12 protein-coding genes are annotated in these 14,841 nt (G+C 46.4%); 9 read left to right on the top strand and 3 right to left on the bottom strand.

The window, feature by feature from the left end:
* The first annotated feature begins 343 nt into the window (after positions 1-343).
* Both HW560_RS32215 and HW560_RS32210 read left to right on the top strand, forming a co-directional pair.
* Positions 344-2,290: an FAD-dependent oxidoreductase gene (locus HW560_RS32215; protein WP_256221916.1), complete on the top strand. Its 1,947-nt coding sequence runs from the start codon at positions 344-346 to the stop codon at positions 2,288-2,290.
* 417 nt (positions 2,291-2,707) lie between these two features.
* The gene (locus HW560_RS32210) at positions 2,708-4,477 is read left to right on the top strand and encodes a proline--tRNA ligase (protein ID WP_090894136.1); all 1,770 of its coding nucleotides are present in this window, start codon (positions 2,708-2,710) and stop codon (positions 4,475-4,477) included.
* Between the two features lie 589 nt (positions 4,478-5,066).
* On the opposite strand, the gene HW560_RS32205 is transcribed toward HW560_RS32210, so the two are convergent.
* From HW560_RS32205 to HW560_RS32195, 3 genes are all read right to left on the bottom strand, one after another.
* A complete protein-coding gene (locus tag HW560_RS32205; protein WP_090894139.1) occupies positions 5,067-6,866 on the bottom strand; it encodes a 5'-nucleotidase C-terminal domain-containing protein in 1,800 nt (599 codons plus the stop codon).
* Between the two features lie 192 nt (positions 6,867-7,058).
* Complete coding sequence (locus HW560_RS32200) at positions 7,059-7,466, bottom strand: ImmA/IrrE family metallo-endopeptidase (RefSeq protein ID WP_062323893.1); 408 nt, start codon at positions 7,464-7,466, stop codon at positions 7,059-7,061.
* A gap of 42 nt (positions 7,467-7,508) precedes the next feature.
* A complete protein-coding gene (locus HW560_RS32195) occupies positions 7,509-7,955 on the bottom strand; it encodes a helix-turn-helix domain-containing protein (protein ID WP_090807984.1) in 447 nt (148 codons plus the stop codon).
* A gap of 884 nt (positions 7,956-8,839) precedes the next feature.
* Between HW560_RS32195 and HW560_RS32190 the strand changes: the two genes are divergently transcribed.
* From HW560_RS32190 to HW560_RS32160, 7 genes are all read left to right on the top strand, one after another.
* On the top strand, positions 8,840-9,322 hold the full coding sequence (locus tag HW560_RS32190) for an ArpU family phage packaging/lysis transcriptional regulator (RefSeq protein WP_064640192.1): 483 nt from the start codon (positions 8,840-8,842) through the stop codon (positions 9,320-9,322).
* 94 nt (positions 9,323-9,416) lie between these two features.
* Positions 9,417-11,087: a GAF domain-containing sensor histidine kinase gene (locus HW560_RS32185; RefSeq protein WP_179265584.1), complete on the top strand. Its 1,671-nt coding sequence runs from the start codon at positions 9,417-9,419 to the stop codon at positions 11,085-11,087.
* Positions 11,088-11,105: 18 nt separating this feature from the next.
* Positions 11,106-11,828: a response regulator gene (locus tag HW560_RS32180; protein WP_090894145.1), complete on the top strand. Its 723-nt coding sequence runs from the start codon at positions 11,106-11,108 to the stop codon at positions 11,826-11,828.
* Between the two features lie 182 nt (positions 11,829-12,010).
* The gene (locus HW560_RS32175; RefSeq protein WP_090894149.1) at positions 12,011-12,586 is read left to right on the top strand and encodes an NADPH-dependent FMN reductase; all 576 of its coding nucleotides are present in this window, start codon (positions 12,011-12,013) and stop codon (positions 12,584-12,586) included.
* A 19-nt stretch (positions 12,587-12,605) separates the two neighbouring features.
* Complete coding sequence (locus HW560_RS32170) at positions 12,606-13,076, top strand: VOC family protein (protein WP_090894152.1); 471 nt, start codon at positions 12,606-12,608, stop codon at positions 13,074-13,076.
* Positions 13,073-13,708, top strand: coding sequence for a VOC family protein (locus HW560_RS32165; protein WP_090894154.1), 636 nt, complete (start codon positions 13,073-13,075; stop codon positions 13,706-13,708). The genes HW560_RS32170 and HW560_RS32165 overlap by 4 nt, the downstream gene beginning before the upstream one ends.
* A 143-nt stretch (positions 13,709-13,851) precedes the next feature.
* Complete coding sequence (locus HW560_RS32160; RefSeq protein WP_179265583.1) at positions 13,852-14,805, top strand: hypothetical protein; 954 nt, start codon at positions 13,852-13,854, stop codon at positions 14,803-14,805.
* Positions 14,806-14,841 lie beyond the last annotated feature (36 nt).

The raw sequence follows: 14,841 nt of genomic DNA, 5'->3' as shown, positions 1-14,841 counted from the left end.
AATAACAGTTGGGGAGTGTTGAAGTTCCTTTTTATATGAAGTGTATAGATTTGATATGCCTTTACATTGCAAAAAGGGGTCTTTATAATGGATGAAGTTAGGATACAGTCCAAGTTTTTGTTGTGATTGTTATGCAAAATCGTAGGATCTTAATCATGACATGTTGCCGATATAATCAACATTTCCTGACATGGTGCAAACCGTTGGGGAGTGTTTTTTTTTTTTTTGGACATTTTATGGTTAGAGAGGAGGGCGTACAAGTATTTTGTTGGAAGAATATCGGAGCTAGTGATACATTAATAGTTTTTATGAATTTACATTACATAGTGGAGGATTAATTATTTTGGTTAGCAAAAAAAAGAAAGCAACAGCAATTACGGTCGCTGTATTTATTATTTTATTTAGTGTAACTTATGCTGCCTTTTATATCTGGAACAAGAACTATAAATTCAATAATAATTATGTGTGGCAGCCATTGGAGACTGTACAATCGAGCACAACGCTGTCCGATTCTTATAACGTTATTGTTGCTGGAACTGATCCGGAGGGAATTACGGCTGCGTTATCTGCTGCCCGCAATGGGATGCGTGTATTGTTGGTTGAAGCACGAGATCGCAATATGCTGGGAGGGTTGATGACCGAAGGGGGACTTAATACGTTAGATTTGAATTACTCCCCTGATCAGCCAGAGTGGTTAAGCAGCCTGCGACAGCCTGATTTTCTAAATAAAGGGATTTTTCAGGAGTGGTTTGACCAAATAGAGGGCAGTTCATTTGATACTCATACAGCGGCTAACGTTTTCTATCGAATGATTCATTCCGAACCTAATATTGACCTTCTGATGAATGTTAAACATGTGGAGCCCATTACTGAGTCTGCCTCGGAAGGGCGAACTACAATTATGGGGATGAACATAACCAAAGAGGACGGGACAGTTATAAAAATTGCAACACGTTCAATCATTGACGCTACTCAGGATGCAGATATTGCAGCAGCTGCTGGGGTTCCATATTCCATAGGCAGACAGGACATTGGTGATGGCAAGTCCAAGATGGTCTCTACGCTCGTATTTAAGCTAAGTGGTGTTACAGATGAAGTCTGGCAGAAGTTCAGGGAAAGAGAAGGTACGGGTGTTGATAAAATGAGTGCCTGGGGATACGGTGATGCGCGAAAATATGAATCGACCGATCCGCAACGCATCAAGATTCGCAGTCTGAACATTGGGAGACAAAACGATGATACGATCTTGATCAATACGATGCAGATCTTTGGAGTGGATCCGCTGGATCCGGCATCTGTGAAAGAGGGACTGGAAATAGGGCGGAAGGAAGCACCTTTGATCGTTGATTTTTTGAAGAAAAATTACGAGGAATTTGCAGGGCTTGAATATGCCGGAACGGCGGATGAGCTCTACGTGAGAGAATCACGTCACATCTATGGTGAATATCGTCTGACACTTGCTGATGTTATGGAGAATCGAGATCATTGGGATGCAATTGGTTATGGTTCATACGATATCGATATTCAAAGTACGAGTGTGGGCAATCCTGGCACAATTATGCTGAGTCCAATTCAATATGGCGTACCTTTCCGTTCGCTTGTTCCGTTGAACGTTGATGGTCTGTTAGTAGTGGGACGAGCAGCAAGTTATGACACGATTCCACATGGGAGCGCAAGGGTCGTTCCTCTGGGGATGGCTACTGGAGAAGCTGCTGGAGCAGCGGTCAAACTGGCATATGTGCACAAGGAGTCCTTCCGGGAAATCTCAGCTTCCGAGGAGCGTGCAGCCGAATTGCGTAAGATGCTGGAGAAACAAGGCATGGATCTATCGATGCATAATTTTGAGAAGCCTGAGTACATGGAGCATAAGGATTATAGGGGGTTACTTGCTGCTGCGAGTATGTATATGACCTCAGGTAATTATAATAATGATGGTTGGGATCTGGATACGACTATGAATCCGGAACGCTACTTAAGTAAATTGAAAAGATTGCAAGCTATGTTTCCAACCTTTTATACAGGCAGTGCAGATAAAGTTGTTATGAGCATGAAGAATGCTTCCGCTTCACCTTTAACCTTGAATCAGGCTGCATATATGCTATGTTTGGCAATGGGAGCTACTGAAGCTGAAACTACACCTGAAATGGCACTTACTCAATTGCAAATGCAGAACTTCTTAAGCGAGGACACGCTTGCTGGTATAGCAAACAAAAACGAGCTTACGAATGGAGACGCGTACATGCTCATCCGTGATGTGGTGGAATATTATTCGGGGGTAGTATTTGAGTGAATGGTTGACAATTTCTTGTAAATACACTATGGTGATCAAAAATGATAACAGCGATCAACGAGGACACAATTACGTTAGCCAGCTTCTTCAGGGAGGAAACCATTTAGTGCAAGGTTTCTGTTGCTGTTTCGTTATTCCTACCTCGCGAGCTGCGGAGGAGAAGGCCCGAACGGCCTGTAACCTTCGCCGGATGGGCCCGTTATGCCCTGAAGGACTGCGCGTTCACGTTTTGCATAGGTTGCAGACGGGAGAACCGGTTTATAGCGAATGCCTTGATAGTTTGATGGCAGGGTCAACCGGCAATGTGCAGTTAAATAAGGGTGGTACCACGACACATTCGTCCCTTGACGGATGTGTTTTTTTGCTGTTTATAACCTGATTTACAATAATGAATAGAAGAATAAGGGGTGTGACAAGATGCGTCAAAGTGAAATGCTTGTTCCAACATTACGTGAAGCACCAGCAGAGGCAGATGCAGCAGGGCATCGCTGGTTATTGCGCTCAGGTATGATTCGCCAACTCGCAGCAGGGATATACAGTTATCTGCCCTTGGGACGTCGTATTTTGCTGAATGTCGAACGTATTGTTCGGGAAGAAATGGACCGTGCAGGATGTCAGGAGGTATTGCTGCCAATCATGCAGCCTGCTGAGTTATGGGAAGAATCCGGAAGATATACACAGTATGGCCCTGAGCTGATGCGTCTGAAGGATCGCCATGCACGGGAATTCGCCCTGGGTCCAACCCATGAAGAGGTTGTGACTGCACTGGCTCGTGACGAGGTTAATTCCTATCGGAAGCTGCCGTTTACACTTTATCAGATTGGCACCAAATTCAGAGATGAACGTCGTCCAAGATTTGGATTGCTGCGGGGACGGGAGTTCATCATGAAGGATGCGTACTCTTTTGCTTCCGATTGGGAAGAGCTGGATCGCACCTATCAGGCCATGAATACGGCGTATTCGCGCATTTTGGAGCGTTGTGGACTGGAATATATTCGAGTGGAAGCTGATGCGGGCACCATTGGTGGTCAGGGGGAGACCCACGAATTCATGGCACTTGCTGATGTGGGAGAAGATACGATCGTAACCTGCAAACACTGTGGATATGCCGCAAATCTGGAGAAGGCAGGATATCAGACTTCTAAATCTTCTGCTAAGAATCCAGGACTAGTGGAAGCTTCTGCTGACCTAAAAGCGGTTGATCAAGCTGATGGTAAAGCCGAAGGGGATACCTTGGTTAGTATCCAAACGCCAGGAGTACGTACGATCAATGAGTTAAGCGCCTTTGTAGGCGAGGATGCTCAGCATATGATCAAAACATTGCTATATCAGGCCGATGGTCAACTGGTCGCTGCACTTGTTCGTGGGGATCATGAAGTGAATGATATCGCGCTGAAGCAGGTATTGGGTGCAGAGGAGCTGATTCTGGCTGATGAAACTGCCTTAGCGGGTCATCCGAAATTAACTGTAGGTTTCCTGGGTCCCATTGGACTAGATCTGCCGATTGTAATTGATGCGGATGTAGCTGCAATGGAACATGCCATTACAGGAGCGAATGAAGTTGATGTACACTATTCGAATGTAGTTCCAGGTAAACATTTTGCATTGGACAAAGTAGACCGAATCCGTTTTGCGGCTGAAGGTGACGGCTGCCCAACCTGTGGAGAATCGCTTGTATTCACAAAAGGAATAGAAGTCGGGCATATCTTCAAACTGGGAACCAAGTACAGTGACGCTATGGGAGCATCCTTCCTGGATCGCAATGGACGGCAGTGCGCACCTGTAATGGGTTGTTACGGTATCGGTGTGTCTCGTCTGATGGCGGCTATTGCTGAACAATATGCCGGAGAAGATGGTATCCGTTGGCCATCAGCCATTGCACCTTATCATGTACATCTGATCCCAATGAGCTGGAAGGATGAACAGCAACGCGAACTCACTCTGGAACTGGAACAACAACTATTAGATGCCGGATACAGCGTACTGGTTGATGATCGGGATGAACGGCCAGGGGTGAAGTTTAAGGATTCGGAATTGATCGGTTTGCCTGTCCAGATTGTTATTGGCCGAGGTGCAGCAGAGGGACAGGTGGAATTTGGATCGCATGTTCTTGCAGCACGAGGTGAATCCAAACGAATCAGTCTGTCGGCACAAGAGGCTGTAAGTCAGGTGAAGGAACAGCTATAGTCCGGAATTAAAAACATATATCCTTATGAAACCGTGCTACGTGCCTCTATATAATAGAACGATGTATAATAGGTCCGGATATTATGCGGTAAGAGATGTTTGTGGTTATGTAACGGATTAAAGCATTAAAAAGAGGGCTATAGTCATGTAAGGATGCAACACTATTTGCGTATTGTCATACCAAATAACTAGAATTTGAAAAATTGTATTCTGTATACAGTAGGTTTGTCCATAAGAGCTTCAGACGTAACATGTCAGGAATCTATGCATGTGCAAATACGCAAATCATGGAACGAGAAATATAGCGTTTTGAATGTGAAATAACCGCATGAGAGTGGCAATTTTGGAGATATCTTCAATAGTCCATGGTAAAGGCATGAGATGAAGTGATCTCTTAAAGTGACTTTGGGGGATTTATTTTTGCAGCAAAGCTATATTCAAGTAAATAAACCATGGAGTGTACAACTCGGCAGGTTAACTACTGAGTGATGTATATGTAAAATAGAAAAGGGTGTCCATCAGCCGGGTATGGCTTGAGGGACACCCTTTTTTGGAGCGTATGGGTACAACTACTTGCTCGTCCCTGAACTTAAGAGGCTGCAGGCAGTTTCAATTGTTGCCCTGGATAAATCCAGTGTGGATTTTTGATCTTATTCAGCTTTTGCAGAGCTTGCCAAGTGGTACCGTATTGTTTGGAGATGGAATACAGGGAATCTCCGGATTTTACAACATGCACTTTGGCTGGAGCTGGTTTGCTTGGCGTCGGTTTCGACGGTGTTTCTGGTTTTGGAGTCTCTGGTTTCGGTGTAGTTGGAGCTGGTGTTTCCGTTACTGGAGCTTCCGGTTCAACCGCAGGAGCTTTTGCTTCCTTGATTCGACCGTCTGTTTTGATGTCTACAGCGCCCAGTTTTTGCATGTATTCAATCAACGCTTCATCCATAGCACCGTACATGCCGGACGTTGTGTATTTTGCAAACATCGTGTACTCGTCACCACCAACAGCAGTGAAATCATTCGTAGCCAATGTGTACGTTGCTTTCGGATCAAGGGCTTTATCTCCGATCATAACGGAGTGTACACGGCTGCCTTTGGCGGCGGAAGAATCAATGCTGAATGTCATGCCGGATACTTGTGGGAATCCGCCGCTTGGTTCCGGATAAGATCCTACACCGTTTTCAAGGGCTGCCAGTACATCGGAGCCTTTTACTTCAAGCGTTACAACTTGATTACCAAAAGGAAGTACTGTAATGATATCACCCTTGGTTACGATACCTTTTTCAATGGAAGAACGAATACCGCCACCGTTGGTGAGCGCGATATCGGCTTTGCTGATGTCACGGATGGCATCTGCCAGGAGGTCACCCAGGTTGGTTTCACCTGCGCGTACTTGTTCACGTTTGCCGTCCAGCAGGATTGCTGTATTCGCTACTTCTTCTTTCAGGATGGGTTCTTGTTCTTTCTGAATGGAGTTCACCAATGCGGCAACTTTCTCATTCGGCTTGATGTCTTTTGCTTCCGTTTCATCAATCAGTGTTGCTTGTTTTTTCGTTACTTTGTCACCGTCAACCCACAGGTCGATCACACCTACAAAGTTAGTGTACTCACCAGCGCTGGCGATCAATGTTCCGTTATCGGATACAAGTCCATCTTGCAGAACTGTATGGCTATGACCGTCGATGAATACATCAATGCCAGGCACTTCTTTTACAACTTTGAAGCTAGTATCGGTGCTGGACGCGTCTTGTCCAAGGTGTCCCAATACAACAACAACATCTACTTTGCTGCGAATTTCGTTAACAAGAACTTTGGCTTCCGCAGTTGGGTCTGTAATATCAAGACCTTCCACATTTTTCGGATTTGTTTTATACATCGTTTCCGGTGTAGTCAGCGCAATGATCCCGATCTTCACGCCGTCGACTTCTTTAATGAGGTAAGGCTCGAAGAGACGAGTTCCGTCTTTCTTTTTCACATTGGCACTGAGCATAGGGAATTTCATCATATCCGCAAGTTCGATGAGGCGCTCGGAGCCGTAGTTGAATTCGTGGTTACCTGGAACCATGGCCTGATAACCGATTTCGTTCATCACTTTAACAATGCTTTCCCCGTTAACAAGTGTAGCAAAGGTTGTACCATGCACTGCATCTCCGGCATCCAGCAGAAGGGTATTTGGGTTTTCGCTACGGTATTTGTCCGCAATGCCAGCCACTTTGGCGAAACCCATCGCAGGAGAGGACTCAACTGCGCGTGCGTGCATGTCATTCGTATGTAGAATAGTAATGTGTTTACCCGTGCCCGGATTGGTATCCGTTGCAGCAGCGGCAATGCCTACACTGCCGAACAGCAGACAGAGCGTGAGCACAAGCGAAACGTAAGTCTTCCAGATTTTCATATGAATCAGTAACCTCCCCATAAATAATAATCTACGTGAGCGTTTGCACAACTCATGTTGTATTTTACCAGACTATTATTAGGAAATCTCGCTATTCACGTAAAAATAGGTAACCCGAAAGTGACATCAGATTTTCACAGTGAAAGATGAAGAGAGAATTTTATGTTAAAGGAACATATGTTCTTAAAAAGACTAAAAAAAATGCTGCACTTCACGTGGCAGTCCTGTACGTAAACAAAATTTCTCCAGTGATTCATCCGGCTCTGGCATCACCCCTGAAGTTAGAAGCTGTATGGCAAAACGATTGGCCTGCCTTTCCAGCTTGCCTGGGGCAAAATAAGAGTGTTCCTCCAGAAAGAACCGGTTTATGCCTTTGTGCAATCGGTCATGTCCAAGTTCATGGGCACACACGAAGCGCTGCCATTCCGGCGGTAAATCATTGTGAATGACGATAAATCTGCGACGGAGCTTTCGGAAATACAGTCCTTTGGTAGACTTGCCCAGATTAGTGAACCGGATCTGTATTCCAATGGCTCTGGCAATGCTGAAAGGGCAGTTTGTCCGGTGTTTTCGAATCAGCTTTGTTACAATGTCATCCATATCATCTCACCTGCTGCTTTAGTTTGTTCAGCTTGAAATGCTTCATGGGCGCTCGTCCGGATCGTTCGTTTTTTTGCGTTTGTTCATCTGTTTGGCTTCCCAGAACAGACCTGTCAGGACATCCTTAATTCGTTTCTTATCCTCATCATCCAGCGGGATGCCGTCAAACATCAGATCATCCTCGTCCTCGAGCATCTTTTTGAAGTCCCGACGGTCCTTGTAAGTTGCCCATTCTGGAGCGTCATGGAGCTCACTTGCTGGTTTTCCGGTTTCCAGATATCCGGCCTGTTTCATCATATCCGCGTAGGGAACCGAGAGTGCGTCCGAGATTTTGCGGATGGTAGCAGGTTTGGGAACTCCGCGAACCCCATTCTCAATGCGTGAGATTTGCGAGTTGCTGATTCCTGCTGCTTCGGCGAGCTGATTAATGCTGTATCCCTGTTGCTCGCGCAGTTGTTTCAGATAAGGACCAAAAGCGTGCTCCACAATTCATTCCACTCCTTTGATTCGTACAAGTGTATTACTAATTAATATTGAGAAGAACAGGCATGAGGTATTGCTTGACCATCTGCGGATGCCCCGTTCCGGAACCGGATCGTTCTTCCAATCGCTGTTATCCCCAGATTTCCTTTTTTCCCTTTCCTAAAGGGAGAAATCCGGGGATAAAGGCGAACGCTACCGCTTTTTCAGAATCGATTCCGTCTCCTTCACTACTGCCACTCTCTTTGAAGTGCCAATACTGCCCTCATCTAATATTCAAATGTACCTTCTCAATATTAAAACTAGAAAATGACTTATACGAGGATCTTTAATTATCTGTACTATATCGTATATATACCATTAGGTAAAGGGATATGAAACAATTATGCCAAAAGGTAAAGGAAATGAGAGCGCGGCTTTTATTTTATAGTTAAAACGACCCAAAATGAAGGTTTACGCCGATCCCCAGAAAGTGGTATCCTCAAATAGAAATACGAACAAAATACGAACAAAATGTAAAGTTGAGACAAGTTGGATAATGAGGAAAATGAATTATTCCTGCTTCATAGCTGACTTTAATTGATTCCAAAAGGCAACAGAAAAAAACTTGAAAAATGTCGTTACTATTTCAGAGAACTGGATAACTCTAATAAAGATGAGATGAATGCGAGTTTAACTTTTATAGAATGAACTTTAAGTTACGCATACGAAGAGGACAGAAAAAAGCTGGAGAAGCGTAGCGTTCGCATTTATCACTAGATTTTTACATTAGAAAATATAATCAAAAAAATCTGGGGATAACAGCGATTGTAAGATTTTTCTGTCATCGGAGTGGAACATGCGAAGCTACTATACTTTCATTCTATAACGAATGTTAAAGGAGGAGAATGAATATGGAACTGATGCTGCCCGAATTGGACCGACGCAAAACACAGACTGCTGTTGAAGCCGCGCTGGAAAAATACCGGATTTATAAAACGATTGCTTTTGAAGAACGCGAGGTGATGGTGACGGCGAGTTACGCTGAGCGTTTCCATGGTGCAACGAATGTGACCGGGGATTCCACTGCCAGAACGGCAATCTATAATGTGGATGTACAGCGCGCACGTCAGGCGTACTGCGATACGATTGATTTTGTGGTATCTCGACTGAGCGAGAAGGAACGTGTACTCGTCAGAGAGCGTTACCTGAAGGATGACGATGTATTTGACTATAAAGTGTATAACCATGTGTTTGACCCACCTGTTAGCAAGGATACGTATACGAAGATTCGAACACGTGCTTTCTATAAAATGGCGCTGGCTCTGTCGGACCGTGGTCTGATTAATATGGAGCCGTTATCCGCCTCTCGCAAAGAACGACAGAAGCTGGGCTAAATTGAAACAAGAAGTTCAACCTTTTATATCCTTCGCTGATTGTATACAATAATTGAAAACAACACTAAGGATCAGTCAAAGGAGAGGAATCCGCATGACGGAACAAGCCGGAATGCAGGAGATGTATACACTGAAGACGATCGCGGAAACGCTCAACACATCCAACGACCTGAATCTGATGCTGGATACGGTACTCGGCAAACTGTTGGAACTGACGGGTTTGACTACGGGCTGGGTGTTCCTGATCGATGCTCAGGGAGAGTACTCCTGTATTGCTGATTACAGTCTGCCTCCTGCTCTGCTGCATCATGACAAGCAGCCGATGCGCTGCGGGTCTTGCTGGTGCGTGAATCGCTTCCGGGACGGAAGATTGGACAATGCCGTCAATATTATTAATTGCAAACGTCTGGAGGATGCCGTCGATCATCAATGGGGAGATACCCAGGACATCACCCATCATGCAACGGTTCCGCTTCGCTCGGGGGAGAAGATGCTGGGACTGCTGAATGTTGCTTCGCCAGGAAAAGAGCATTTTAGTGATAGTGAGCTGGCGCTTTTGCAGGCTGTAGCTTATCAGATCGGCAGTGCAATGGAACGGATGCGATTATATAGCGCAGAGCAAAGGCGAGCGGATCTGTATGTCAGACTGGGGGAGTTCAGCCGATCGCTAGGCGTGAAGGTCAACGATTGCAACAGTGGAGACGATATGGCCAAGACGGTTGTAAAGCTGCTCGGGCATCATTACGACTGGCCATTTGCCGCACTGTTATCCCAGAAGAACGGAAGCTTTATGATACAGGCGGCTCATGCTCATGGCAAGTCCGAAATGATGACACAATCCGAACTCTCTCCAGAGGTGGAGAATCGCATGCATCGTGTGATTGATTCTCATCGGGCGATGGTATTGTCGGCGACGGAAATTCAGGACGTTTCTGCCATTTGCAATACCCGGTTCCCTATGTCCGTTTTGGCTTCGGGCTTGGCTGCGCCCATCCCATTAAGTTCCCCTGGCGAAACGGCAGTACTGGTGGTTGGATTGGGTTCGGCCAATGGCTTCCTTCAGGCAGATCGTGAGGTTTTCGATGCACTCGCTGAACATATTACAGCCTCGTGGGAGAGTCTGAGACTGGTATACAAGCGCCGGGAATTGACCCGACTGGAGGAACGAAACCGACTGGCTCGAGATTTGCATGATTCGGTGAACCAAATTTTGTTCTCCCTGTCCCTGACAGCCAAAGGGGCGGAGAGCATGTTATCCGGATCACAACAGCTGCATCCCGCTGCGGAAGCGATGAAGGATATACGTTCCTTGTCACAGGAAGCATTGAAGGAAATGCGTGCCTTAATAATGCAGCTTCGTCCGGCGGGGTTGGAATCTGGACTGCTCAGTGCCTTGCAGGAATATGGTACAGGACAGGGATTGCAGGTCGTTGTACATCGAACGGGTATGCGCTCCTTGCCTCAAAGTATTGAGGAAGGCTTATGGCGTATCGGACAGGAAGCGCTGAATAATGTACGTAAACATGCAGGGGTCCCTTCCGCGGAGATATCCCTCCAGCTAAGCGATCAGGAAGCGGTATTAATCGTTACAGATCGTGGAAAAGGGGGAGCCAAAAAGCGTGAGGCCTTGCCTGCCAGTTCACTTGGTCTGTCCATCATGAGAGAACGAGCCCAATCGCTGGGCGGCAGACTTGAACTTGTGAGTTCATCCCGTAAGGGAACATCGGTAACGGTCGTCATTCCACTTCCGTCCGAATCTGTATAAAATCAGGGGGAAGAAGACATGCCGATTACGATTTTACTCGCGGACGATCATGCCATGGTGAGGCGCGGGTTGCACGTTTTTTTGTCCACTCAGCCAGATATGGAAGTCGTCGGAGAAGCCTCAAACGGACAGGAAGCACTTGAACAAGCAGAACAGCTGCATCCGGATGTGGTATTAATGGATCTGCATATGCCCGTGCTTGACGGGATTGAGACGGCGAGAAGGCTTCGTTCGATCTTGCCTGGAATCCGTATCATTGTACTTACATCCTTTTCGGATCAGGATCATGTCGTACCCGCCGTACGCGCTGGAGTGAAGGGATATCTGCTGAAAGATATTGAGCCAGAGGATCTTGCCGCTGCCATCCGCAATGTGCATGCAGGTCAGGTAGAGCTTCATCCAGCCGCAGCAGGACAATTAATGCATGTGATGGCTTCGTCTGAACAATCAATGAATGACCTGCCTGGGCATGCTAATCCCCATACATCTACTCGACTTCCAGAGCAAGAGCGGGATGGGCGAGGGAAAGAAACTTCTCATGGACCGGACATGCTCACCCGTCGGGAAAGAGAGGTTCTGGGGCTGATCGCACAAGGGTTGAGTAATAAAGAGATCGCCATCAAACTAATCATTACCGAGAAAACGGTGAAAACCCATGTCAGTCATCTTTTGGACAAATTGGGACTGGCAGATCGCACACAAGCCGCGCTTCATGCTGTAAGAAATGGTTGGGTCGTCTGATCCATTCCGATATACTCTCAGTCTAAAGTCGTAGAAACTCAACCCAAAGGTTGAGTTTTTTTGTGCTACAAGTTAAGTCTATCTGCCGACGATTCCGAGGTGGAAGCAAGGTAAGATGAGAGTAGAGAAAGTTGAAACGAAGAGATGAAATGTCCATATAAAATCGAAGGAGAGTGACATAGATGAATATTATCATTTTGGCAGGCAGTAATCGGAAAAATGCAACCAGTACACGTTTAGGGGAATATGCCGTGGAAGTAATTAGCGGTCAGGGGCATGAAGCCAGCTTGTTCGATTTATATCAGACACCGCTCCCATTCTATGCTCCGGATGAAAAACAGAATGAAGATCAGCATCTGTCTGACCTGAACACACGTATGCTTGCCGCAGATGCCATTATTCTGTCTACGCCAGAGTATCACGGCAGCATCAGCGGTGTACTCAAAAATGCATTGGATCACCTGAGCCAGGCTCATTTCAGTGGTAAGCCGGTATTGTCCATCAGCTCAGCAGGAGGTGCGGTGGGAGTAAGTTCGCTTTTGCAGCTGCAGGCGATTATTCGCAATTTGCATGGTATTAACGCGCAGGAGTGGATTTCCATTGGTGGTGCACAACGCAGAAGATTTGAAGCAACATTTGACGGATACGAAGAATTTGAAGGCAGTCAGGACATTGAGGATCGGATCAAACGCGTGATTGGTTCATTTCTGCACCTTGCCGAGACGTTAACTGCTGTACGGAAGCCGTCCGAGAGTTAAAAGAAAAGGGGGTTTTATCATGATTAAAGGCATATTTGAGACTCATCTGAACGTAACGGATCTGGAGAGATCCCATCATTTCTATGAACAGATCATTGGATTGCAGCACGCTTATGGGCAGAAGGAACGTGGGAACTCCTTTTACTGGATTGGCGGTGAAGGCAACGCGATGCTCGGACTGTGGCAAAAGGACCCTTCCGAGGTGCGGCGACAGCATTTTGCTTTTCAGGTATCGTTGGAGGACATGAAGCAAGCTGTCACTTACCTTGAGGATAAAGGGATCAAGACGCGTAACTTTCTGGATGATGATATTGGCGAGTTGTACGTATTTGGATGGATGCCGGCTGTGTCCGTATATTTTACCGATCCGGATGGTCATTTCCTGGAATTCATATCGATGCTCCCGGATGAAGCGAAGCCGGAACTCGGCATGGTGCCATGGAGTGAGTGGGAGAAGATACACGGTCGGGTGAATGGGGGCTCAGCATGATTTTTGAAGAGGTCAAATTATATACAGCACGATTGGAAGACATCAAGCACTTTTATATCAACACTCTGGGGTTGAACATGGCTGAAGAGTCCGAACATTCCTTCACGCTACAGATTGGTTTAACGAAAATGATATTCATGCGAAGTGAAGCAGATCAGAATCCGTTCTACCACTTCGCCTGGATGATTCCAGCAAATCGTTTTCAGGAGGCCAAAGCGTGGGCAGCGGCACGTGTCCGTTTAAGTAGGCATGAAGGTGAGGATGAAACTTATTCAACCAATTGGAACTCGAATTCACTCTATTTCGAAGATCCTGTCGGTAACATTCTGGAGCTGATTGCTCATCATACCGTTCATAACGAGAGTGACCGCGCCTTTTCGGAGAAGGATCTGCTGCAGGTGTGTGAGGTGGGACTTGTTACGGAAGATGTGCTTTCTACGGTAGATGAACTTGAGCAGATGGGATTGAAACGATGGAGAGCAATTAGCGATACATTTGCCCCTATAGGGGATGTGAACGGTCTGTTTATTGTGGTGAAGAAGGAGCGAGTCTGGTTCTTTTCCGAGCAAAATGCTAACATATATCCGCTGGAAGTGTCCATTCGTGATGTTGGGAGACTTCGAATCGGCTAAAATGCGCGGAACAGCAGGCAAAACGGTCATATGTGCACCATTTGAATCATCTTATAGAAGTAAACGCTTTAAAGGAGTGTTTTGCTAAAAAACTGTTGCTGGTCGTGTGTATATCAGGATTCGCATCGATGAAGGGTGGTGGCATGTTGGATCGACGTTTGTTGGAAGAAGGGCTGGCTATTATGGTATCCAGTCGAGAGCGTACAGGAGATTTGTGGCACGCCCATTATGGGGCGGGAGCTATTGCGGCTTATTTTTGGGTGCGGGAAAATCGTCTGACTGCCCTTGCGGCGGGCAGTGTTACAGCTGAGGCGAAAGCGATGCTTCGCCAGCACGGATTGAACGATGGCTTGACCTCCCGGAAGGGAGAGGTTTTGCCCAGAGAAGAGTCCGAAGCGCGTATTACGGCAGCGCTGGATCGAACCATTGGAGAGCTGCACTGGGTTGGCCATCAGGCCATCTATGGTGCCCTTAGTCTAAAAGCCATTCGTGAACTGGATGGTTGGGGTACGGAGCAGGACATGAATCAGATGGTTGAGCTTATTGATTCTTTTGAACGAACCATTCCAGGTAGATCCTGGGTAAACACAACGGTGAAAGAAATTCGCAGCTTGAAGTTAAATGAGGCAGACGGATTCCCTGATATAGAACGCCCGGAACAATTGTCCCGGCTGATTCTGGATGAGCTTGGCGCATTTCGTACCATCTATCAGGCAGAAGCACATCATGATCTGATCGGCCACATGCTAACCTACGGGCATGCGCTTAATATATTATTTGAACTGGATTACCCTGCTTTGTTCCACAAAGGCATTCCGCCTTTTCTCACGATGGTCAAGGCGCTGCGACTGAGCCGGGATGTGGATGTTGAACAGGAGATGCCGACGCTGCAATCTCCAGTTGACCGTCTGCCATTGATCCGTGCAGAACGCTCTGTTGCACTTCCACATGAGCTGGAATACTGGCTCACCGACAGACGTTCCCGCGATTGGTATGGAGGTCATGTGTTCAAATTTTCATTCAGCTTCTACCATCATGCCAGAAACGGAAATTCAGTTCCGGAAAGCTGGGAAAACTTTCGCTATATTATCGCGTGAGCAACAATATACATTTAAGAGAGCACAGCCTGAGAA

Origin of the sequence: Paenibacillus sp. E222 (assembly GCF_013401555.1) — a bacterium.
Taxonomy (GTDB): Bacteria; Bacillota; Bacilli; order Paenibacillales; family Paenibacillaceae; genus Paenibacillus.
The sequence above is the reverse complement of the archived record's forward strand: the minus strand, read 5'-3'. Positions and strand labels throughout refer to the sequence as shown.